This window comes from Candidatus Eisenbacteria bacterium, assembly GCA_016930695.1.
GTDB lineage: Bacteria > Orphanbacterota > Orphanbacteria > Orphanbacterales > Orphanbacteraceae > JAFGGD01.
This window is the reverse complement of record JAFGGD010000044.1, coordinates 1-20926: the sequence shown is the minus strand read 5'-3', so window position 1 is coordinate 20926 and position 20926 is coordinate 1. Positions and strand designations below refer to the sequence as shown.

Here is a 20926-nt window from a genome sequence, read left to right as displayed (position 1 = left end):
GGCGGCGCGCGCCGCCACGAACCCCGCGAACTCACGCGCGCGCCCGCCCGCGGCCGCGCTCACTCCCGCGGCGAAGCGGCGTCCCCGCCGATCCCGTAGAGATAAAGGAAGGCGTCGTCCAGCACGGCGCGCCACTGCCCCCAGGAGTGCCCCTCGTTCATTTCCACATAATAGAAATCGAAGCGCCTCTCCTCGAGGACGCCGGCGAGACGCGCCGCGTCTCCGATATCCCCCAGAAGGCCGTCGCTCAGGAAAACCCGCGCCCCGCCGGGATCGAGATCGCGGTAGCGGTCGATCACCTCCGGCCAATCGCGAAAGGCGGGGGACATGACGACCAGATTACGGAAGATGTCGGGGCGCATGGCGCCGAAGTAGGCGGCGTTCAGCCCGCCGAGAGAGGTGCCGAGTATGCAGCGCCCCGCCGCGTCCCGCCTCACGGCGTAGCGCCCCTCCGTCCAAGGGACCAACTCGTCGCAGACGAAACGGAGAAAGTCTTCGCGCGCCGTGTACTGTTCGCCGCGGCGGTTGTGGGAGGGGACGCCCACCTCGCGCGGGTCGATGAAAACCGCCGTGAGCGGCTCGATCCTCCCGTCGCCGATCAGGTTGTCGAGGACGATCACCATGCTCCCCATGTCGTCGGCGGCGTACTCGTGGCCGTCGGTCGCGAAAACGACCGGCATGTCGGAGAGTGTGTCCGCGCCGGGGGGCGAATAGACGAGGACGTTCACGTCGTAGCCGAGGGCGGCGCTCGGCAGAGTGTACGGCCCCTCCAACCGGCCGCGCGGCCCGCCCGGCCGGCGCACCGTCTCCATCGGATAGACGAAGCCCGGCATCCGGAGTTCCGAGTTCGGCCCGAAGCCTCCCACCTGCCGGAGGGGGTTCACCGGGTCGAGGATCCATTCGGAGCCGTTCAGCACGATCTTGTAATCGAGGCGCGCGCGGAGCGGGAAGACCGCTTCGCAGAGCCAGAGGTCGGACGCGCCGAGCCGGCGACCGGCGCCGTAGCCGAGAGGACCGCCGTTCCCCCAACCGTTCCAGTCCCCCCTCCACTCCACCGCGCGCGCCGGCCCGCGATAAAGGAAGGCGACGGAATCGCCCGCCACGAAGGGGACCTGGTTCGCCTCGCGGAGGCGAAGCCAGAGCGCGTCGAGCGCGTCGACACGCTCCTCCCCATCTTCGATCGCCGTGACGCGGTCGAGTTCCGCCAGAAAGGCGCCGTAGGAGGGGAAGATCTCTTCGCGAGGACATTCGGTGATCGGCGCGGTCCTGTCGGTCTCCTCCGCCGCCGCGGGCGCGGCGATGAGGGCTGCGAAAAGAAAGGGCGCGGCGAGGGGGAACGCGCGGCGGCGCGTGCGTGGGATCCTCTTCATCGTTCGGCCTCCCGGACTGGTATGGGGGACAGCCATCTATTCAGATGGACACCTATTCCTATCGCCTGATTCGAAACGGAGTACACTGTAACGGTAATAGGTGACTGTCCCTAATTACAAAGGAGAAACCGATGGATGCCCCTCTTCGTTCCGTCGCCATCGCCTTGCTGTTGATCGTCCCCCTCGCGCTCGGAGGGTGCGCCGCCGAACAAACCCTCGGCGGGCTCCTCGGCGGGGGCGGAGGTCCCCTCGACGAATCGACCGTCGCGGCCGGCCTCAAAGAGGCGCTCCGCGTCGGCACCGACCGGACCGTCTCCGTCACGTCGGCCTTGAACGGATTCCTCGGCAACGAGCTGATCCGGATCGCCATGCCGGAACAGCTGGAGTCGATGGCCGGCACGCTCCGCACGGTCGGCCTCGGCGGCCAGGTGGATGAAATGGAGACGGCGATGAACCGGGCGGCGGAACTGGCCGCCGGCGAGGCGACGGATGTCTTCGTCTCCGCCATCACCCAGATGACCATCGCCGACGCCTTCGGCATCCTGAACGGCGGCGACCGGGCGGCGACCGATTATTTTCAGGAGAAAACCACCGAAGAGCTGAGCGGGCGCTTCCGGCCGATCGTCTCGGAAAAAATGGAAGAGGTCGGGCTCGCGCGGATCTACGGAGACCTGTCGACGCGCTACAACGCCCTCCCCTTCGTCACCACTCCGGCGGTCGATCTGACCGATTACGTGACCGAGAGGGCGCTCGGCGGTCTCTTCACCGTCCTCGCCCAGGAAGAGGGAAAGATCCGCGAGGATCCGGCGGCCCGCACGACCGCGCTCTTGAAAAGAGTGTTCGGCGGGAAATCGTAAAGGAGCGAACTTTCGGTACCGGATTCATCCGGCTTCCCGATTTCGATTTCTCTTCGTGTACGTGAACGCGCACGGGTGCGGAGAGAACGGCGGGCATGTTTCCTCCCCTCCCCCCTTGACGAACCACGGATATATGCTAATATTGCCATAGTACCATGAACCTGAAATCGCCACAGCAATATGACGCGCGTGCGCGGATCGCCAAGGCGATCGCCCATCCCACCCGCCTGCTCCTTTTGGACGCTCTTGGACATAACGAGTTGTGTGTCAATGAGTTGACCGAGCTCGCCGGCGTGGACCAGTCGACGGTTTCCAAGCACCTCACCCTTCTGCGCGAGATCGGCCTGGTGGCCGCCCGCAAAGAGGGAACGACCCATCGTTATCGGATCACCTGCCGCTGTCTGGGCGGGATGTTCGATTGCATCGAGTCGGTCCTCCGGGAAAACCTGGAGGCGCAGAAAAAGCTCCTCTCCGGGTGAACCGACTCGCCGGCGAATCGCGGGCGCCCGCGCCGGGCGCCGGGCGTGGAGAGAAAACATGAAGATCGAAGTGTTCGGGACCGGCTGTCCCAAGTGTAACGCCCTGGAGGGGGCGGCCCGCGAGGCCGCGGAGGGGCTCGGTATCGACTACGAGCTGATCAAGGTGTCCGACATCGCCGAGATGGCCTCCCGCGGAGTTCTCCTCACCCCCGCCCTCGCCGTGGACGGCGTGATCCGAATTTCCGGAAAGGTGCCCTCGGTGGAAAAGATCCGAGGAATGCTCCAAGACTGACGCAAGGAATGTAACGGAAATCCCGGCGCTCCCCGGCCGCAAGGAGTGACGACATGGCGGACTTCGATGCCGTTCTTCGTGAGATGGACTTCGCTTTTATAGGCGAAGGCCGCTTCAAGATCACGGCCGACAGACTACTCGAAGGACCGGACACGATACTGGTCGACCTCCGATCCGACGAAGAGCGGGCGATCATCGACCTCCGGCCGGAGGAGCTGCTCAAAACCATTTCCCTCCCCCTCGACGAGTTGCCGGAGCGCCTGTCCGAGATCCCGAGGGACAAAACGGTGGGGCTGTTCTGCTCGTCGCATACCCGCTCCACCATGGCGTACTTCTACCTCCGCGCCCACGGGTACGAAAACGCGAAGATCCTTTTATCGGGATACGACGCGCTCCTGCCGGAACTGACACCGGGGAAGTTGTCTCGGCGGCTCCGCGCACGCCGGGGATAGCCGCACGATGAACCGCACGCACCACCGAGGGGAACGACGATGAGCGTCGGATGGGTCAGCATCCTGGTGTTCGTCATCGCGGTGCTCATGACCATCGCCGGCCGGGGGGGCGGCAATTTCTATGTCCTCCTTCAGCTCGTCGTGGGCGCTTCGATGCACTTGGCGGCCACCACCGGACAATTTCTCATGGCCTCCACGTCGCTCGCGGCGATGATCGTTTTCCAGAAGCACCGCGCCGTCGTCTGGCCGATGGCGATTTTTATCGGGCTCACCACGAGCCTGATGGCTTTTGTCGGCGGCTTCATCTCCCACGGCATCGACGGCTGGACGCTCAAGATGGTATTCGCGGGGATGCTCGTCCTCGCGGGAATTCTGATGCTTCTCCCGATACGCGAACGGGAAGGAGCCCCGCCGGCCGGCGTGCTCACCTGGAGATTTCGTGCCGGAGAAGGGACATACGCGGTGGATCTCCGGATCGCCGTCCCCGTCGCCCTCGCCACGGGATTGTTCGCGGGCATGGTCGGCGTCTCGGGAGGTTCCTTCCTGGTGCCGCTCATGGTGCTCGCCTGCCGGTTGCCGATGCGGCTCGCCGTCGGAACCGCGACGGTCATGGTGGCGGCCACCGCGTTCATGGGCTTCCTCGGGCATCTCAGCCGGGGCGCCTTCGATCCGGTTTGGATTCTCCCGCAGACCGCGGCGGCGATCGCGGGGGGCGTTCTGGGAGGCAGGTTGACGCTCCGCACCAAGCCGAAAGTGCTGAAGAGGATCTTCGCGATCACGACACTCGCGGCGGCGGTTTTCCTCTGCGTGAACGCCGCGATGACGCGCTAGGAGGGATCGGCCGGCGGCATCGTCGCACGGATCCGATCCCGAAAGAGAGGAAGCGCTCAATGAAGCTGCGTCTTTTCAAGCTCTCTCCGTTGCTCGCCGGGATTCTGCTCGCCGGAGCGGTCCTGAGGGGCGCGGCCGTGGCCGGCGCACCGCGCGGAATGGAGGGCGGCGCGGTGGCGTCGTTCCCGGCGGAAAAGACACCGGAACGGGCGGCCGACCTTCCCGCCTCGCCGGAGTACATCGCGTATTACTGCCACCACACGCTTCGTTGCCGGTCCTGCCTCACCATCGAGGAGTACGCCCGGGAAGCGGTCGAGACCGGTTTCGCGGACGCGATCGCCGGCGGCGTTCTCGAATGGCGGTCCATCGACATGGACACGGAGGAGAACGCTCACCTCGCCGGGACCTTCGGCGCCGGCACGCAGACCGTGGTTCTCGTTCGTCGGGAAAACGGCGCGACGACCGAGTGGAAACGGCTCGATCGCTTGTGGGATCTTTTTCTGGAGAAAGAGAAGCGGAATGTTCAGGATTACGTGCGCCGCGAGGTCGAGGCGTTCCTGAGCGGAGAGGCCGGCGCGAAGACGCCGGAATCGGAGAACACCGGTCCCGAGTCGGGGTCGGATTCCCGGCGGAGTGATTAAATGATCCATCGCCGTTCCATGGTCCAGGCGGTCGTATTCATCGTACTCGGGATTTTGGTCGCTCTTTTCATGCGGAGCCGGGAGACGCGCGGGCCGAACGGCCCGACGACGACAACGCCCGCTGAGACGGAACGGACCGAGGAGGCCCGCCCCTGGACGGCGGATCTCCCCGCCGAGACGACGGGCGAATGGCGGGCGGACCTGCCGCGTCTCCTCGTTCTCGCCGGCGACAACGAGGAATCCCGCGACATGAAGGCGGCGGTGGATCGCCTCGCCGGGGAGTATGAAGACCGCGCCGTGGTCGCCTACCTGGATCTGCCGGTCCACCGGGACCGAGAGAAAACCGCGACCAAGACGTTCCCCACCACCGTGCTCATCGACCGTTATGGGAACGAGACGTGGCGGAAGGAGGGGTTCGTCCCCGTCGAGGAGCTTGAGGCGAAGCTGCGCGAAGCCTGTCGCTAGACGGTCCCTCCTCAGTGCCTCCCCCGTCACGACATCGATTTCGAGGAGAGTAGATGAAACATCAACGTTTGGTCTCCATTCTTCTTTTCGCGGTGCTGCTCTTTCTGGCCGTCACCTACGCAAGAGAGCGCGCCCGGCGCGGCGAGGGCGCGGAAGGCGCGACGGCGGTGGAGGCGCCCGCGCGGGAGACGCTCCCGAGTCTCGTCGATCTGGGATCGGACAAGTGCATCCCCTGCCAAAAGATGGCGCCGATCCTGGAGGAGCTGCGCGGCGTGTACGCCGGGCGGGCGGAGGTCCGCTTCATAGACGTTCGTATCGATCCGGAAGAAGGGCGCCGCCACGGCGTTCGCGTCATTCCCACGCAGATCTTCTTCGACCGCGAGGGGAACGAGGTGTGGCGACACGAGGGCTTCCTCTCGAAAGAGGAGATCGTCGCCCGCTTCGCGGAAATGGGGGTGGAGTAGTTGTTCGAAGGAGCCGCCGAGAGCCTCGCCGCCGCGGTTCAAGGGAACCTATGGGCCGCCCCCTTCGCCGCCTTCGCCGGCGGGCTGCTCACCGCCGCGAATCCCTGCGTGATCGCCATGGTCCCTCTCATGATCGGATACGTGGCGGGGCAGGAGAGGGCGGGCGTGCGCCGTTCCTTCCTCCTCTCCCTCGGCTTCGCGGCCGGGCTCACGGCGATGTTCGCTCTCCTCTTCCTCGTCGCCTGGACGGCCGGCTCGATGCTCCGCGCCTCCTGGTGGCGCTATGTGGCGGTCGCGGTCTGCCTCTTCATGGGACTGCATCTGGTGGGCGTTTTCCGCTGGTCCCCCCCCGGCCTCTCCCGTCTCCCCCGCGTGGGCGGCGGTCTGCCGGGGGCCTTCCTGCTCGGGCTCCTCTTCGGGCTCGTGTCGCTCCCCTGCGCCGGACCGATTCTCCTCGCCCTCCTCGCGGTGGTGCCGCTGAAAGGGACCGCCTTCGGCGCGATCCTTCTCGGCGCGTACAGCCTCGGCCACTGCGGGCTCGTCCTCGCCGGCGGCACGTCCATGGGCCTCGTGCAGAAGATGGCGAACTCGCGCGGCTGGACCCGCGGCCTCGTCGTCGCCCGCCGCGCGGCGGGCGCGCTCGTTCTCGTCGTGGGAATTTCGATTCTTTTTACTACGTAAGGATGGTGCTCCCATGAAGCGGGTTTTGATCGTCTGCACCGGAAACGCCTGCCGCTCCCAAATGGCGGAGGGGCTCTGGCGGGAGTTGGGGAATGGGGAGTGGGAAGCCCACTCGGCGGGCGCCGCGCCGGCGGGATGGGTGCACCCCCTCGCCGTCCGCGCCATGGAGGAGATCGGCGTCGACATCTCCGGGCATTGGAGCAAGGGGATCGACGATTTTCTCGGGGACACCTTCGACCTCGTCGTCACCGTGTGCGACCACGCGGCCCGCAACTGCCCCTTCTTCCCCGACGCGAAGGCGCGCCTCCATTGGCCCTTCCCGGATCCGATCCACGCGACCGGAGACGAGGAGAAGCGTCTCGCCGCCTTTCGGGAGGTGCGCGACGGCATCCGCGCGAGAATCGTGAGATACCTGGCCGAAGGGGAGTGATCCCGCGTTCATCGGATCAAGAAAAGAGGGCCGCGGAATGATGCGATGGAAAAAGGAACGAGGGGCGCTTCTTCTCATGACGGGAGGTTTCCTCGCCGCCTACTTTTTCCCCGCCGAAGCGCTGGAACGGGCCCTCCCCCTCCCCCACTTTCTCTTCGAGGCGTTTCACCTGGTCCGCTGGTACGCCCGGGAGCACGTCCTTCTCTGCCTCGTCCCGGCATTCTTCATCGCCGGCGCCATATCCGTCTTTCTCAGCCAGGCTTCGGTCATGAAGTATCTGGGCGCGGGGGCGAACAAGATCGTCGCCTACGGCGTGGCGAGCGTTTCCGGGACGATCCTTGCCGTATGCTCCTGCACGGTGCTCCCCCTCTTCGCGGGGATCCACCGGATGGGGGCCGGACTCGGACCGGCGACGGCGTTCCTCTACTCAGGGCCGGCGATCAACGTGCTCGCCATCGTGCTCACCGCGCGGGTGCTCGGCCTGGAGATGGGAATCGCGCGCGCCGCCGGCGCGATCCTCTTCAGCGTGGTGATCGGCGTGCTCATGCACCTCCTCTTCCTGCGCGAAGAGAAGGAAAAGGCGGCGGCCGCGGCGGCGATGCCGGCGCCCGAAGAGGGACGGCCTCTCCATCAAACGGCCCTTCTCTTCGCCTCACTCGTCGGGATACTGGTCTTCGCGAACTGGGGCGCGCCGCGGGGAGACGGCGGCGTCTGGGCGGCGATCTATTTCGCCAAATGGTTCCTGACGGCGGGGTGCGCGGCGGCGTTGGGCGTCATGCTCGGCACATGGTTCGGAGTCCGGCGGGCGTGGCTCGTCGCGGCGGCGGCGACAACGGGCGCGCTCGCGTTCCTCTTCCGGGAAACGCCCGTGATCCCCTTCGCCGCCGGCGCGCTCGCCTTGTCGGTTCTCACGGCCCGCGGCCGCGGAGAAGCGTCGGAGTGGTTCGGTTCCGCCTGGGGATTCGCCAAGCAGATCCTTCCGCTCCTCCTCCTCGGCGTGCTCGTCGCCGGCGCGCTCCTCGGCCGGCCGAACGAGGAGGGGCTCATCCCGAGCCGGTGGATCGCCTCTCTCGTCGGCGGCAATTCTTTGGGAGCGAATCTTTTCGCCTCCGCCGCCGGCGCCTTCATGTACTTCGCCACGCTCACGGAGGTGCCGATCCTCCAGGGACTCCTCGGCGCGGGAATGGGGAAGGGACCCGCCCTCGCCCTTCTCCTCGCCGGACCGGCGCTCAGCCTCCCCAACATGCTCGTTATCCGGAGCGTGATCGGCACGCGGAAGACAATCGCCTTCGTCATTCTCGTGATCGTCATGGCGACGGTCAGCGGAATGATCTTCGGCGCCTTCACGGAATAGGCTTCCCGTGATCCGGAAAACGCCCCCGGCGGAACTCCACCGGGGGCGTCGAGTTGTGTTTTTTTAGCGCGCCGGTTCCCCATGCGTTCCCACGAATGCGTGAGTCCCGGATTCCACGACGCGGACAAAAAAAAGCGGGGGACGTCGTAGACGTCCCCCGCGGCGATTGCGGTAATCTACCAGCGATCGCGCCGGCCGCCGCCGCCGCCGCCACCGCGGTTCTCGCGGGCGCGAGCCGGATTGACCGTAAGCGAACGACCGTCCATGTCCGTGCCGTTCAACGCGCTGATCGCCGCGTTCGCTCCGGCTTCGTCCATCTCGATGAAACCGAATCCACGCGGTCTGCCCGTGTCACGATCGGTGATCAGATTGACCTCTTCCACCGTGCCGTGCTTGGAGAACAGCTCACGAATCTCGGCTTCGGTCGCACTGAAAGGCAGATTTCCGATGTACAACTTCATAACAGGATCCTTCTCTTCCATTTCCGCCCTAATCGAACACTGTCCGATCGGTGAGACGACGCGGTTCCTCCGCTCTTCTCCTACCTTTCGAACTTCTCTCTTCTCGCCCCGAAGAGACCCTCTCTTCGCGCAAGCTCGGGAACATCACTCCAAAACCGATCTTCGATTCAACGAGGGCGCAAACGGTGAGTCGACTCGGTAGGACTATCCCACAGCTGTACTAAAGATATCGTCCTCGACCGATGGTTGTCAAACTATAAACTTCTCCCCCTCTCCCGCGAAACCGGATTCCCGGAGCCGGGCCGGCCCCATGTTGTTGATAATAAGTCGGTTAAGTCCGGGCCATCGTGGGGACGGCACGTAAAAAATATTTGAAAATGTCCCGGACGCACCCCTTTTCGGGGTCTGCCGGGGGCGAAAAGGCGATCCGGAGGGGGTACGACCCGGCGCCGCGCTCTCCGGTCCTCCGATTTCTCTCGATATGCCGTACGCACATTCCCTAGACTCGTGGGCGTCCCGCCAATATCCACACTCGACCGGAGGTGTGCGGTCATGAAACGGTCCCACGCCCTGATCCCCTTGCTCGTCTCGGTGGTCTGCGCGTTTTTTGCATTCGCGGCATCGCCGGTCGAAAACGTCGCCGGCCGGTGCATGACCTGTCATAAGGAAGTCTCGCCCGGCCTCTACCGACAGTGGTACGCGTCGGAGCACGCCGTTCACAACATCACTTGCGTCGACTGCCACGGAGCCGAGCGGGGGGAGCCGGACGCCTTCGAGCACGAAGGAGCGGTCATCGCCACGCTCGTCACGCCGAAGGATTGCGGTTCCTGCCATCCCCGCGAGATGGAGCAGGTGGATCACTCCTACCACGCCACGGCGGGTCTGATCCTCGAATCACAGGACGCCTACCTCGCCCACGCCGCCGGCGGCCGGCCGGTCGCCATCGCCGGCTGCGAGAGTTGCCACGGCTGCAAGGTGCGTATCGACCCGGATTCTCCCAACCGCCTCGCCAGGGAGAGCTGGCCCAACTCCGGCATCGGCCGCCTGAACCCTGACGGGAGCAAGGGATCCTGCAACGCTTGCCACACCCGACATGCTTTCTCCAAGGGGCAAGCGCGAAGACCGGAATCGTGCGGCAAATGTCACCTCGGCCCGGACCACCCGCAGAAAGAAGTCTACGAAGAGAGCAAACACGGGAACGCCTATAGAACCCACCTGGAGTCCATGAATATCGACGCGGACCGCTGGGTGGTCGGCGCGGACTATTTCAACGCGCCCACCTGCGCAACCTGCCACATGTCGGCAACGCCCGTTTCGTCCTCTTCCCACGACGTGGGCGGCCGCATCTCCTGGTCCCTCCGCCCGCCGATCTCTAAGAAGAAGGAAAATTGGCGGGAGCGGCGAGGCGCCATGCTCGAAGTATGCATCAACTGCCACGGCAACCTCTTTGTCGAAGGGCATTACGCGCAGATGGACGGCGTGGTCCGTCTCTATGACGAGAAGTTCGCGCGACCGTCGGGCGAAATCATGAAGATGATTCGAGAGAAAGGGCTGCTCGAGCGCCCCGCCTCCTTCGGCAACCGAATCGAGTGGACCTACTGGGAGCTTTGGCACCACGAAGGGCGGCGGGCCCGCCACGGCGCGGCGATGATGGGACCCGACTACACATGGTGGCACGGCATCTACGACGTAGCAAAACATTTCTATTTCAAGTTCCTTCCCGAGGCGCGCGACTACGGCGACGGAGACGTAAACGCCCGGATCGACGAATTACTCACCCTTGATCCCATGCACGCATGGATCAACCGGCCGACGGAGGAGATCCAGGCGGAGATCCGGTCCGGGAAATTGCAAAAGGTCTATACCGACCTCCTCGCGCCCGAATAGGAGCAGCCGGTCATGATCCGCCGTTTTCGTCTCTTCGTCATCGGCCTCTCCGCGAATTGGGTGGGAACGGCGGGAGTGGTGCTCACCACCTCCGCTTTCCTCCTCTTCCTCTTCCTGGAGGCGCTCCGCCTTCTGGGTGTGCTGACCAACGCCTACACGGGGCTCGTCACCTATATGACGCTGCCGGCGCTTTTCCTTCTCGGGCTCGCGCTCATCCCGATCGGCTGGCGGATCTACCTGCGCTCGTCGAAGGCCCGTTCCGTCGCGGACCCCCTCGCCGAGCGATTCAGCGGCGAAATGGTCCGGCCACGCGCAACCGGAAGCAGATTGGTATCCACCATCGCCGTGTTCACCCTGATCAACGTCCTCTTTCTCGGCGCCGGCGGCGCCCGCATACTGCACTTCATGGACGAACCCGTATTCTGCGGCACGGCCTGTCATTCGGTGATGCACCCGGAGTGGAACACCTACCAGGTTTCTCCCCACGCACACGTGAAATGCGTCGAGTGCCACGTCGGCGAAGGGGCGGGGGCACTGATCGATTCCAAGCTGAACGGCCTCTGGCAGGTCGTCTCCGCCACTTTCGACCTGTACGAACGGCCGATCCCTACGCCGGTGCGGCAACTCCGCCCCGCCCGCGAGACTTGCGAACGCTGCCATTGGCCGGACAAATTCTACGGCGATCGCATCCGGATTTTCCCGAAGCGCGCTCTGGATCGCCTCTCGACACCTCGATACAGCGCGCTCTCTCTCAAGGTCGGATCGGGACGAGGCGAGAACCGTGGCGAAATACACTGGCACGTGGCCGCGCGAAACGAAATCCTCTACGCGGCGGCCGACGAGTCACGGGAAAGAATGGCCTGGGTGGAGGTCCGCAAGGGGGATGATTTCTGGCGCTACGAAAACCGCGCCCTCGACCCGGCGGACACGCTCTTCCGTGAGGAGAGGATTCTCGACTGCGTAGACTGCCACAACCGGGCGACACACGTATATGAGGATCCGGAGCATGCGGTGGACCGTCTAATCCGCGAGAGAGACCTCGACCCCGGGCTCCCCTGGCTCAAGCGGGAGGCGCTTGCGGCGCTCACCGGTGCCTACGGCGATTCCGCCGCCGCCATGGCCGGCATCCGCAGCGCGATCGAGGGATTCTACGGGCGCGGCGCCGAGGGATTCGAGCCGGCCGACCCATCAATAACCGACCGGACCGTAGAGGTCCTGCAGGCATCGTATCGCCGCAATATTCATCCACGCATGCGGGTGACCTGGAACCCCTATCCGGACCACCGAGGACACCGGAACGGCGGCGGTTGCTTTCGCTGCCACAACCGGAACATGACCGACGCCTACGGCGGGACGATCCCCTACGACTGCACCCTCTGCCACTCGATTCTCTCCTTCGAGAGCGACGAACCGTTCCGCTTTCTCCAGCCGTCCGTCGCAGACGATCCGGAAATGGCGATGCACGAATATTTAAGGGAAGAATTTTTAAACTCGTGGCGCCGCTAGCGACGCGGCGACCGCTCTTCCGCCCCGATTGAATGCGGCGGCCCGCACCGTGAGTCGCCTCCCTTCTCACGCCCCATCGGCTGCGACCGTTTCCGGTCGTCAAACCCCGAGCGGGAACCGCAAGGGCGTGGTAAGATACGACGGTTGAACCCGTTGGCGGTCGCGCCCTCGCGGCGCGGGCGGCGGGCGAAAGCGGAGAGAAGGATGAAGAAACACCCCAAGAGACGAACCGCGAAACGGAAGGCGAAACAGCGCGCGCGTGCCCCTCTCCCGCGCCCCTGGTCGTGGATCCTCCCCGTCGCCGTTGGGGCGGTGGCCCCGCTCCTTCTGCTCCTCCTGCTCGAACTCGGCCTCCGGGTCGGCGGCTACGGATATCCGACCGACCTCGCCATCCCCGTGCCGGGGCGGGACACCTATGGCGTCAACCTTCGTTTTGGTTGGCGCTTCTTCCCTCGATCCATCGCGCGCGTCTGCCCCTTCTTCACGTTCCGGCAGGAGAAGGCGCCCGGCGCGTATCGTGTCGTCATCCTCGGCGCGTCGGCGGCGCAGGGTTATCCCGACAACACATTCAGCTTCGCCCGCGCCCTCGAGGCGATGGCGCGCCTTCGTTTTCCCGATATCGATTTCGAGTTCGTGAATACAGCGATCGTGGCGACCAACTCCCACGTGGTCCTCCCCATCGCGCGAGAGTTCGCCCGCCGAGACCCGGATCTCTTCATCGTCTATCTGGGGAACAACGAGGTGATCGGTCCCTACGGGATCGCCTCCGACGGGGGCCGCCGCGCCGGGAGCCTCGGCCTGGTGCGGCTGGGAATACGCCTGCGCGCCACAAAGGTCGGGCAGCTCCTCGAGGAGATCACCGGGCGCTTCCGGAACGAGGAGGAGCTGATCCAACGGTGGGGCGGCATGGAGATGTACACCGAGAACACGATCGCCGCCGGCGATCCCCGCCTGGCGAGGGTGTACGACTTCTTCGAGAGCAACCTGTGCGACATCTGCGCCGCCGCGGAGGGCGCGGGGGCGCCGGTTCTCCTCTGTACCGTCCCCGTCAACCTTTGGGACAGCGCCCCCTTCGCATCGCTCCATCGGGCGGACCTGACGGATGAAGAGAGGGCGCGCTGGGAGGAGATCTACGCACGGGCGGTCGCGCGGGACGAGGACGGACGGACCGAGGAGGCGATCGCGCTCTATCGCGAGGCGCTGGCGATCGACGACGCCCACGCGGAGTCGCAGTATCGGTTGGGGCGTTGTCTGCTCGCCGCCGGCGACGTGGCCGGGGCGCGCGAGCGTTTTCTGCGGGCGCGGGATCTGGACGGGCTCCGCTTCCGGGCCGACGGCGTCATCAACGGCCGGATCCGTTCCGTCGCGGCGGCCCGGCCGGACGTTTTCCTCGTCGATCTGGAGTCGCGCTTCGACGAGCTGGTGGGCGGTCCCGATCCGATACCGGCGGAGACGCTCTTCTTCGAGCACGTGCATCCCACGTTCACCGGAAACTATCGGATCGCCGAGACGGTTTTCCCGGCGTTCGTCGAGAGGCTCCGCGCTCGTCTCGGCGTCGGAGAACCCGATCCGCCGGCCCCACCCTCCCTGGAGGAGTGCGCCGATTATCTCGTCTACACCGATTGGAACGAGCACCGCGCTCTCGGCATCATCCTGGAGCTTCTGGACGACCACCCCTTCCCCGAGCAGTACGATCACGGGGAGAAGTACGCCCGCGCCGTCCACCGCATGGAGGAGCTGAAAAGGGGAGCGTCACAGGAGAAGATGCTCGAAACCTACCAGACCTACCGGAGCGCCTTCCGCGAACGCCCCGACGACATTCACCTCCACCAGAACTACATCGAGCTTCTCAAATCCACCAACCAGCGCCCCGCCGCCAACGAAGAGATCCGCCGCCTCATGCAAAAACAACCGTCGACGGATTGGTACGAGAACGAGAAGATAATGCGGTAGGTCGTCGTCGCCGTGATGAAGCAACGAAACGTCGCCCGCCGCGGCGTCGCGGGAGCCGCCGCAAAGCGTTTTAGAGGCCGGGGGAAAAGAGAAAACGCGGGAGAGAAAACGCGCCTTACTATAAGCTCAGCCTTCGGCGCAGTTCCTCCCGGTAGCTGCGTCCCACCTTGAGCGTGCTCTTCTTCGCGTCCTCGAGCTGCACGACGAGATCGCCGTGGAACCAGCGCTGGATCTTCTTCACCTTTTCGAGCGACACGATGTGGCTCTTGTGGATTCGGCAGAAAACGGCGGGGTCGAGCCTCGACTCCAGTTCCTTCAGGGTCATGTCGATGAAGTGCTCTTCGTCCTCGGTGCAGAGTAGCACGCACTTCTCCTCCGCCTTGAAGCAATACACGTCCGCTTCGGTAATGAGAAGGATCTCGTCCGCACGGTTCACCGCGAAGCGTTTCAGATAGGGCTCCCTTTCCACGGCTTCGCGCAGGGAGGCGAGAAACCGCGTGTCCACGATTCGGCGGCGCTCCAGGGCGCGCGCCACCGCCTCCGCGACGCGCCCCACCGAACTCGGCTTCAGTATGTAATCGAGCGCGTTCGCCTCGAAGGCTTTGATTGCGTATTCATCATAGGCGGTCATGAAGATCACCATCGGTTTGTGCGCGATGCGCTCCAACACCTCGAACCCGGTCGCACCGGGCATCTGTATGTCCAGGAAGACCAGCTCCGGTTTCCGCTCGTCGATAAGGGTGATCGCCTGGAGTCCGTCCATGGCTTCACCCACCAATTCAATCTCCGTCCGTTCCGCCAACAGGGTTTTCAGGCGCTCCAGCGAATGGAGTTCGTCTTCCACGAGGAGAGTTCTAATTCGCAAGGGGCAACTCCAGTGTGATCCGCGTCCCGCCGCTATCCGGCGATTCGATCCTCAGCATTCCCTTGCCGCCATAGAGAAGGCGCAGGCGTTCGCGCGCGCTGTGCAGGCCGAAGCCGCTGCTCCGCTCCACCGGGAGCGCGCCGTCACGGCCGCTCTTCCGCGAATCGATGCCGACGCCGTCATCCTCCACCACGACGCGCGTGAAGCCTTCCGCCTCAATAGCCGACAGGCACAGATTCCCCCCGCCCGTTTTGGGCGTGATGCCGTGCACCACCGCGTTCTCCACGAGCGGTTGTATGAGAAGCGGCGGCACACGCCTCGCCTCGAGCGCCCGGGGAAGATCGATGTCGTAACGCAGACGATCTCCTAGGCGGACCTGTTCGATCGCTAGGTATTGCCGCGCCAGATCGAATTCCTCGGCCAGGCTGATCCTTTCGGCCGCCGGCAGGTGAAGCACCTTGCGGTAGATATCCGACAAACCGAGGATCATCTCCTCCACCTTGTCCGGTTCCTTGTGCACCAGGTCGATCATGGTGTTCAGCGTGTTAAAAAGAAAATGCGGATTCAGTTTGGACTGAAGGGCCGCCAGCTCCGCCCTCGCCCGCAGGCCCTTCAACCGCTCCTGCTCCAGAGCCTGGCTCGCCATGCGTTCGCGAATCGTGTAATAACTCAGAATCAGCGCCGTCACGATGAGGGCGCCGGGCAGGCTCCCCTTGAAGATCGCCAGAAAGAGCGGGCCGCCGAGAACGCTCTGATGAAAGAACACTTGAAAAATCAACGACGCGGCCAGAAGGCCGACGAAACAGCCGGCGGCCACGGCGGGAAGCCCGAAGGCGATCTGCAGGGGCCGGCGCCATTTCAGAAAACCGTGATGGTTCGAGGCGTAGGCGAACAGGGATCGAATGCTCCAGGCAATGCAGTTCGTGATGATCAGATAGCTCGGAAGACTGGACAGGAAACCCGAGTCGTGGTGGGCGAGAAGAGCCAACGCGGCGGCGACCAACTGGTAAATGACGGCTTCCCGCGCGATTTCCTTCACGACACCCTCCGGAGCGAATCTAGCCGATCCCCTGCGACGATGCTACCGGCTTTTCGTCCGCCCGCCGCGTCACGCGGCCCCTCGCGCAAACATGCCGAGTCCCATCCATAGAAACAAAAGACCCGCCACCAGCGCGGACAGCTGCGCCAGCCATCGCACCCGCTCGACGCGGGCTGCGGCGCCCGCCAACAAGAGGGGGAGCAGCCAGAGAGTCGTCATTAGAAAGTAGACGGCGAAGAAGACAATTCCGTTCCCGACGCGCCCCAAGGTAAAGACATAAGCAGCCGCCGCGAGAAAGGGAGGACAGACGTTCAATCCCGTGAAGAAGCCGAGCCCCAGCGGCAAGGCGCGCATAGGTAGAACTCGACCCAAGGACGCACAAAGACGGAGCCGTGGAAAGCCGGTCACGAGGCCGTAGGCGATCAGCAAGAGAGAGAGCAGCACGAGCGCCGCCCCCGACATCGACGCGAGCAGCCGGTGCTCGAAGCGCCCTCCCAGCCATCCGGCGAGGGCGCCGAAGGCGAGGTAGGCGGCCAGACGTCCGAGGCTGAACTCGCCCAGCATGCGGAGCCTGCCCCCCGGGGCGCTCTTCCCCCCGGCGCAGGAGAGGGGGAAGAGCACGGGAAAGCAGTAGACCAGGCAGAAAGGTCCCGTGGAGAGCCCGAGCAGAAGGGCTTTCGTGAACATACCGCCTCCCTACTCGTCGATCTCCGCGAGAAGGGCTTTGGCTTCCGACGCGGAAGCGCTGTCGGGCGAGCCGGCCAATATCCCCTCCAGAAGGGAGCGCGCGTCGCCGGCATTGCCGTTTTGCATCCTCGCCCGGGCGAGGTTGAGCTTGATGCCGAGCACTTCCCCTTCCGACACGCTTCCCGGCGCGTGCTCGGCCATCATCAGCAGTTGCTCGAAGTCGTCGACGGCCGTGCCGGCACGCTCGAAAATAACGGGCAGGTTGAGACAGAAGGCGCCTCGCTGGTATCGAATCCCGAAATCCATGGGAGCCAACTCGACCGCGCGATCCATTTCCTTCAACCCGTCCTTCACGTGGCGCATCTTCATGATCGGAAGCATGGCGTCGCGGCCCTTGAGAGCGAGCATGCTTCCGTGGAGCACCAGGACCCACGGATCGTCGGGAGCCTGCCCCAGCGCCTTGTCCAGATGCTTCTCCGCCCTCTTCAGTGCTTCGCCGTCCCCCGCCCGCGCTTCCGCCAGACAGGCGTTGCCGGCGCGGATCAGCAGGGAGAGGTTGTCCGGGTCTTGGACGAGCAGGCTCTCGGCCTCCGTCGCTTCCCCGGCGGCGACCGGTGCGGCGGCGAATGAGACCGCGAGGGCGATGACGAGTCCGAGCAAGCAACATGTGATCCTGTGCGACATTCTATCCTCCGTTCATGGATGTGTAAGAGGCCAATGTTCGGCGACCCGGAGCAGCCAGCGACCGCCGTAGTTGAGAAAGAAGAAGGGAACCAGGAGCGCGAGCGCGATCGCCCAGGCGAACACGAGCGACATTCTGATTATTACGAGCAACCGCATCATCCACCCCCTGAGCCGAAGAGAACGAGAATCGGTCGAACCAGAAGACCGAGCAGGCCGGCGAGCGTCCGGGTGACGAAACCGCCGGAGAGCGTGGCGCCGAAAGCGACGGCGGTGAAGACGAACAGGGTCCGGGCTTCGAAAATCTCCCCCAGGATCCGCCGCGGCGCCCGCGACAGGCGTTTCCACCACGGCGCCTCGCCACCGGCCGCCGGGCGATACACCGGCACGCCGACCAGCGCGTAGTCGATCGCCCCTTCCGGACATACGGAGATACATTCGCCGCAGCGGGTGCAGGTGCGCGTGATCATCGGTATGGGGGCGCGCGACGAGATCCCGTCCGCCGGGCGGTTTTCCGCCCCGGTCGCCGTGACAATCGAGAAGGTGGGACACGCCGCCTCGCACTTCCGGCAACCCTTGCACGCGTCGGGGTCGATGCGGATGCGGTACGGATTGAGGGGACTCATCAACGATTGCATCGCCCCCAGCGGGCAGAAGAGGCCGCACTGCGTCCTCTTCTTCGTGAGGATCGGAAGAATCACCAGAAGACCCATGCCGAGAGTGATAAAGATGATCGCCTGCAGATACCTGACGGGGCTGTCCACGGCGGGATACTCCGTTACCAACTTGAGTGGGCAGAGCCAGGAGCAGTATTTCGGTTCCAGTGTCCAAAAGGACCAGACCACGACGATCAGCAACACGGCGTAAGGGAGAACGCGCAGGCGCCCGGGCATCCGCCGGGTGCCGAGCAGCGGCTTCCGCAGGACCTTGGAGAATCCCTCGTCGATGCCGCCGAAGAAACAACCCCAGCTGCACCACCCCCGCCCCATGGCGAGAAAACCGACCAGCCAGAGGAAGAAGATCGCCCAGAAACCGCCGTAATGACCGCTCACGATCTGTGAAGGGAAAATAAGCAGCTTGCGCAGCAACGCGGGCAGGATGAGCTGCGGAATGGCGACCGGGCAGAGAGGGGTTTCGTGCGCAGCGATGATTTCGGGCGTCAACGCCATGGAGCCGCGCTCGGCGATAAGATCGCCGATGAAGATGAAAACGAAGGAGAAGGAGTAGACGACGAAAAAGACGCCGCGCCAAGGCTTGGTTCGCCCGGTGCGTAGGATCATGAAAGTCATGAAGGTGAGATACAGCGTCCAGAGGCCGCTGGCCGCCAGGCGCGTGTCGTCGCCCACGTGGCCGGCCATGACGAAGGTGCTCATCAGGAGGAGCAGGAGCAAGGAAACCAATGCGCTGGTGAAAACCGATTTGCGTCTTGGCCGGGCGGGCATGGGTCACTCCTTTTCGCCGGAACGGGCGTCGAAGCCATCCCGTCCGTGACTATGGGGAGTTTAGCCCGCGCCCACGCGCCTAGCGACGACCCGCCGACGAACGGTTCCCATTCGGGGATGAACGGCGGTCGGGGAGAACGACCCGCCGGGAGAATCTTCTCTCGCCGCGATTGAAGGGAGAAACGAGGGGGCGACGGCCGCCGTTTCCCTTGCTCGGAAGAGCACCCCACTTTTCTCTTGCCGTTCAACCTAATATTCTGATATTATTAGCGTTAGTAAGTTTGGCCTCCGGAGACGGCTCGGGGTTTCGCCCGACAACGGCGCTGTTTCGAGTTTGGTTCTTTTCTCCCGTGAGGCCGGAACGAGAAGGAAGGTCCCTTGCGATCGGACGACCTTCTCGTTCACGGTTCTTTTGTCTCAATTGCCGTCTAAACCGAGTTCGATTCCTAGCGCGCCGTTCGCGAATCGACCGGGTGTACGCACCCGGCGGTGTTCGTCGGCTTTCACCCGGGGGACCGAGGTCCGCGGTCCCGTTCGCCGTGGCGAACCGAGAGGTCGAGCCGGGAACGACGCCTTTTATCGGTAAGAGGTTCACCGCGGACATCCGTGACAGGGGAGATCGAAGATGAAAGCGGGGCTTCGGGCATCGTACTTCCTAGGAATGGTGATCGTCATGGCCGCGTGGGCCGTTTCGGCGCGGGCGGACGGCATTCAGTTCGAAGAGGTCTCGGGCGCCGCGGGGATCGGCTATGTAGGTCCGAGTTGGGGTTCGGCTTGGGGAAATTACAATGGGGATCTATACCCGGATCTGTGGCTGGTCGACCATTGGAATCGGCCCGGACTCTACGTGAACCAGGGGAACGGGTGTTTCGTCGACGTGGTGTTTCAGATCATCCCGGCGGAGTTTTATGGGAACGATACCCACGGCGCCACCTGGGTGGATTACGACAACGACGGCGATCAGGACCTGTATCATCTGGCGGATTTCGATCCGGAGAGCTACCTCCCTCTTCGCGATTTCTTTTTCATCAACAACGAAGGTCAAATGGATGAATCCGCCGACTCGCTCGGCTTGAAATACCCTTTGGGGCGCGGGCGCATGCCCCTCTGGGTGGACTACGACCGGGACGGATTGCTGGATGCTTTTCGCCCGACGAGCCAGCGACCGGGATCGGCCGACGGACCGACGGTGTTGTTCCGGCATGGCCCCTACGGTTTCACGGATGTGTCGGAGCAGGTGGGGCTGGAGCAGAGCGAAGACGGCAACGAATTCGCCCTGCTCGCCGATCTGTCCGGCGACGGCAGACTCGAATTGATCACCCATGTCACGGGCCCCTTCCCCGAGAAGGTCTACGAAATGACGGATGTGCCGTTCGAGGACATCCGGGAGGACCTGGGAATACCGACGAACAGCTGGGTCAACGACGCCGTTGCGGGGGATTTCGACGGCGACTTGGACAACGATCTCTTCATGATTCGCGGCGAGAAAGAGGAAGGTTTCCTCCAGGTCGACGGCAACACGGTGGAAGTGGCCTTTCTCGCCGCCCATCCCGTGGAAATGGGAGTCGGTTTTGAAACCGCCGGAGAAGTGACCATCGATCTCTATCCCAAGTGGAAGTACGGCTTGGACAAGATCTTCATCGGGGCCGGCGGTTGTCACCCGGAAGACTTCTGTTTCACCCTTTCCCCCGCGGACACGAATGTGTGCGGCGTCTGCGAGCACGAGCCCGGCGCGGAACTCGCCGTGTACGTCGGATACGACTCCTGTTCCCAGTGCTGGCAGATCCTGCATTCGCAGATGGCGATCAACCTCGTCGTGACGAGCACCGAGTCGATTTTCGCTCTTTCCGCCATCGGCTGGGATCCGGAAGCGCCGCCTCTGTCCGATCATTATTTGGTCAATCTCGGCGACGGTTTCGAGGACCGAACCGTGAGCGCGGGCTTCCTGGAACCCAGCTCGGGGCGCGGCGTCCTCTCCGGCGACTTCGACAACGACATGGATTTGGACCTGTACATCGTGAGCACCGGGCCGGTGGAGAACGCGCCCAACATCCTCTACCGGAATGACGGCGGAGGATCGTTCCACAAG

The 20926-nt window shown here is 64.3% G+C and carries 23 protein-coding genes; 15 read left to right on the top strand and 8 right to left on the bottom strand.

Annotated features, from left to right (window positions below):
* Positions 1-59: 59 nt before the first annotated feature.
* The gene (locus tag JW958_10340; GenBank protein MBN1826656.1) at positions 60-1370 is read right to left on the bottom strand and encodes an esterase family protein; all 1311 of its coding nucleotides are present in this window, start codon (positions 1368-1370) and stop codon (positions 60-62) included.
* A 131-nt stretch (positions 1371-1501) separates the two neighbouring features.
* Here JW958_10340 and JW958_10335 point away from each other — a divergent pair, with 131 nt between their 5' ends.
* From JW958_10335 to JW958_10285, 11 genes are all read left to right on the top strand, one after another.
* On the top strand, positions 1502-2227 hold the full coding sequence (locus JW958_10335; protein MBN1826655.1) for a DUF4197 domain-containing protein: 726 nt from the start codon (positions 1502-1504) through the stop codon (positions 2225-2227).
* Between the two features lie 155 nt (positions 2228-2382).
* A complete protein-coding gene (locus tag JW958_10330; protein ID MBN1826654.1) occupies positions 2383-2706 on the top strand; it encodes a winged helix-turn-helix transcriptional regulator in 324 nt (107 codons plus the stop codon).
* Between the two features lie 58 nt (positions 2707-2764).
* Positions 2765-2998 carry a TM0996/MTH895 family glutaredoxin-like protein gene (locus JW958_10325; GenBank protein ID MBN1826653.1) on the top strand — a complete coding sequence of 78 codons (234 nt, stop codon included), beginning with the start codon at positions 2765-2767 and terminating at the stop codon, positions 2996-2998.
* A gap of 53 nt (positions 2999-3051) precedes the next feature.
* Positions 3052-3450, top strand: a complete 399-nt coding sequence (locus tag JW958_10320) for a rhodanese-like domain-containing protein (GenBank protein MBN1826652.1) — start codon at positions 3052-3054, stop codon at positions 3448-3450.
* A 39-nt stretch (positions 3451-3489) separates the two neighbouring features.
* On the top strand, positions 3490-4281 hold the full coding sequence (locus JW958_10315; GenBank protein MBN1826651.1) for a sulfite exporter TauE/SafE family protein: 792 nt from the start codon (positions 3490-3492) through the stop codon (positions 4279-4281).
* Positions 4282-4340: 59 nt separating this feature from the next.
* The gene (locus JW958_10310) at positions 4341-4922 is read left to right on the top strand and encodes a hypothetical protein (GenBank protein ID MBN1826650.1); all 582 of its coding nucleotides are present in this window, start codon (positions 4341-4343) and stop codon (positions 4920-4922) included.
* A complete protein-coding gene (locus JW958_10305; protein ID MBN1826649.1) occupies positions 4923-5387 on the top strand; it encodes a hypothetical protein in 465 nt (154 codons plus the stop codon).
* Positions 5388-5440: 53 nt separating this feature from the next.
* Positions 5441-5851, top strand: a complete 411-nt coding sequence (locus tag JW958_10300; protein ID MBN1826648.1) for a thioredoxin family protein — start codon at positions 5441-5443, stop codon at positions 5849-5851.
* Positions 5852-6532 (top strand): cytochrome c biogenesis protein CcdA, encoded by a 681-nt coding sequence (locus tag JW958_10295; GenBank protein MBN1826647.1) that lies wholly within the window; start codon positions 5852-5854, stop codon positions 6530-6532.
* A gap of 13 nt (positions 6533-6545) precedes the next feature.
* Positions 6546-6962 carry an arsenate reductase ArsC gene (locus tag JW958_10290; GenBank protein ID MBN1826646.1) on the top strand — a complete coding sequence of 139 codons (417 nt, stop codon included), beginning with the start codon at positions 6546-6548 and terminating at the stop codon, positions 6960-6962.
* Positions 6963-7002: 40 nt separating this feature from the next.
* The gene (locus JW958_10285; protein ID MBN1826645.1) at positions 7003-8316 is read left to right on the top strand and encodes a permease; all 1314 of its coding nucleotides are present in this window, start codon (positions 7003-7005) and stop codon (positions 8314-8316) included.
* Positions 8317-8492: 176 nt separating this feature from the next.
* Here the strand turns inward: JW958_10285 and JW958_10280 are convergent, their stop codons facing one another.
* Positions 8493-8777, bottom strand: a complete 285-nt coding sequence (locus JW958_10280; GenBank protein ID MBN1826644.1) for an RNA-binding protein — start codon at positions 8775-8777, stop codon at positions 8493-8495.
* A 552-nt stretch (positions 8778-9329) separates the two neighbouring features.
* On the opposite strand from JW958_10280, the gene JW958_10275 reads away from it, so the two are divergent.
* The 3 genes from JW958_10275 (at position 9330) to JW958_10265 (ending at position 14123) form a co-directional block, all read left to right on the top strand.
* Positions 9330-10664, top strand: a complete 1335-nt coding sequence (locus JW958_10275) for a hypothetical protein (GenBank protein MBN1826643.1) — start codon at positions 9330-9332, stop codon at positions 10662-10664.
* A 12-nt stretch (positions 10665-10676) separates the two neighbouring features.
* Entirely contained in the window at positions 10677-12170 is a 1494-nt protein-coding gene (locus JW958_10270; protein ID MBN1826642.1) for a NapC/NirT family cytochrome c, read from the top strand.
* A gap of 204 nt (positions 12171-12374) precedes the next feature.
* Positions 12375-14123: a bacterial transcriptional activator domain-containing protein gene (locus JW958_10265; GenBank protein MBN1826641.1), complete on the top strand. Its 1749-nt coding sequence runs from the start codon at positions 12375-12377 to the stop codon at positions 14121-14123.
* 118 nt (positions 14124-14241) lie between these two features.
* Here the strand turns inward: JW958_10265 and JW958_10260 are convergent, their stop codons facing one another.
* From JW958_10260 to JW958_10235, 6 genes are all read right to left on the bottom strand, one after another.
* Complete coding sequence (locus JW958_10260; protein ID MBN1826640.1) at positions 14242-14988, bottom strand: response regulator transcription factor; 747 nt, start codon at positions 14986-14988, stop codon at positions 14242-14244.
* Positions 14978-16027 (bottom strand): histidine kinase, encoded by a 1050-nt coding sequence (locus tag JW958_10255; GenBank protein ID MBN1826639.1) that lies wholly within the window; start codon positions 16025-16027, stop codon positions 14978-14980. Before JW958_10255 ends, JW958_10260 begins: the two co-directional genes overlap by 11 nt.
* 69 nt (positions 16028-16096) lie before the next feature.
* Positions 16097-16714, bottom strand: a complete 618-nt coding sequence (locus JW958_10250; protein ID MBN1826638.1) for a sulfite exporter TauE/SafE family protein — start codon at positions 16712-16714, stop codon at positions 16097-16099.
* 9 nt (positions 16715-16723) lie between these two features.
* On the bottom strand, positions 16724-17398 hold the full coding sequence (locus JW958_10245) for a hypothetical protein (GenBank protein MBN1826637.1): 675 nt from the start codon (positions 17396-17398) through the stop codon (positions 16724-16726).
* Positions 17399-17410: 12 nt separating this feature from the next.
* Entirely contained in the window at positions 17411-17548 is a 138-nt protein-coding gene (locus JW958_10240; protein ID MBN1826636.1) for a hypothetical protein, read from the bottom strand.
* Positions 17549-17553: 5 nt separating this feature from the next.
* The gene (locus JW958_10235) at positions 17554-18675 is read right to left on the bottom strand and encodes a 4Fe-4S binding protein (GenBank protein MBN1826635.1); all 1122 of its coding nucleotides are present in this window, start codon (positions 18673-18675) and stop codon (positions 17554-17556) included.
* 787 nt (positions 18676-19462) lie between these two features.
* Here JW958_10235 and JW958_10230 point away from each other — a divergent pair.
* Positions 19463-20926: VCBS repeat-containing protein (locus JW958_10230; GenBank protein MBN1826634.1), on the top strand; the 1464-nt coding region annotated here is incomplete at its 3' end.

Bases quoted from the DNA above. Each gene is read 5' to 3' on its own strand.
- JW958_10340 (MBN1826656.1), bottom strand. From the start codon at position 1,370: ATGAAGAGGATCCCACGCACGCGCCGCCGCGCGTTCCCCCTCGCCGCG.
- JW958_10335 (MBN1826655.1), top strand. From the start codon at position 1,502: ATGGATGCCCCTCTTCGTTCCGTCGCCATCGCCTTGCTGTTGATCGTC.
- JW958_10330 (MBN1826654.1), top strand. From the start codon at position 2,383: ATGAACCTGAAATCGCCACAGCAATATGACGCGCGTGCGCGGATCGCC.
- JW958_10325 (MBN1826653.1), top strand. From the start codon at position 2,765: ATGAAGATCGAAGTGTTCGGGACCGGCTGTCCCAAGTGTAACGCCCTG.
- JW958_10320 (MBN1826652.1), top strand. From the start codon at position 3,052: ATGGCGGACTTCGATGCCGTTCTTCGTGAGATGGACTTCGCTTTTATA.
- JW958_10315 (MBN1826651.1), top strand. From the start codon at position 3,490: ATGAGCGTCGGATGGGTCAGCATCCTGGTGTTCGTCATCGCGGTGCTC.
- JW958_10310 (MBN1826650.1), top strand. From the start codon at position 4,341: ATGAAGCTGCGTCTTTTCAAGCTCTCTCCGTTGCTCGCCGGGATTCTG.
- JW958_10305 (MBN1826649.1), top strand. From the start codon at position 4,923: ATGATCCATCGCCGTTCCATGGTCCAGGCGGTCGTATTCATCGTACTC.
- JW958_10300 (MBN1826648.1), top strand. From the start codon at position 5,441: ATGAAACATCAACGTTTGGTCTCCATTCTTCTTTTCGCGGTGCTGCTC.
- JW958_10290 (MBN1826646.1), top strand. From the start codon at position 6,546: ATGAAGCGGGTTTTGATCGTCTGCACCGGAAACGCCTGCCGCTCCCAA.
- JW958_10285 (MBN1826645.1), top strand. From the start codon at position 7,003: ATGCGATGGAAAAAGGAACGAGGGGCGCTTCTTCTCATGACGGGAGGT.
- JW958_10280 (MBN1826644.1), bottom strand. From the start codon at position 8,777: ATGAAGTTGTACATCGGAAATCTGCCTTTCAGTGCGACCGAAGCCGAG.
- JW958_10275 (MBN1826643.1), top strand. From the start codon at position 9,330: ATGAAACGGTCCCACGCCCTGATCCCCTTGCTCGTCTCGGTGGTCTGC.
- JW958_10270 (MBN1826642.1), top strand. From the start codon at position 10,677: ATGATCCGCCGTTTTCGTCTCTTCGTCATCGGCCTCTCCGCGAATTGG.
- JW958_10265 (MBN1826641.1), top strand. From the start codon at position 12,375: ATGAAGAAACACCCCAAGAGACGAACCGCGAAACGGAAGGCGAAACAG.
- JW958_10250 (MBN1826638.1), bottom strand. From the start codon at position 16,714: ATGTTCACGAAAGCCCTTCTGCTCGGGCTCTCCACGGGACCTTTCTGC.
- JW958_10245 (MBN1826637.1), bottom strand. From the start codon at position 17,398: ATGTCGCACAGGATCACATGTTGCTTGCTCGGACTCGTCATCGCCCTC.
- JW958_10235 (MBN1826635.1), bottom strand. From the start codon at position 18,675: ATGATCCTACGCACCGGGCGAACCAAGCCTTGGCGCGGCGTCTTTTTC.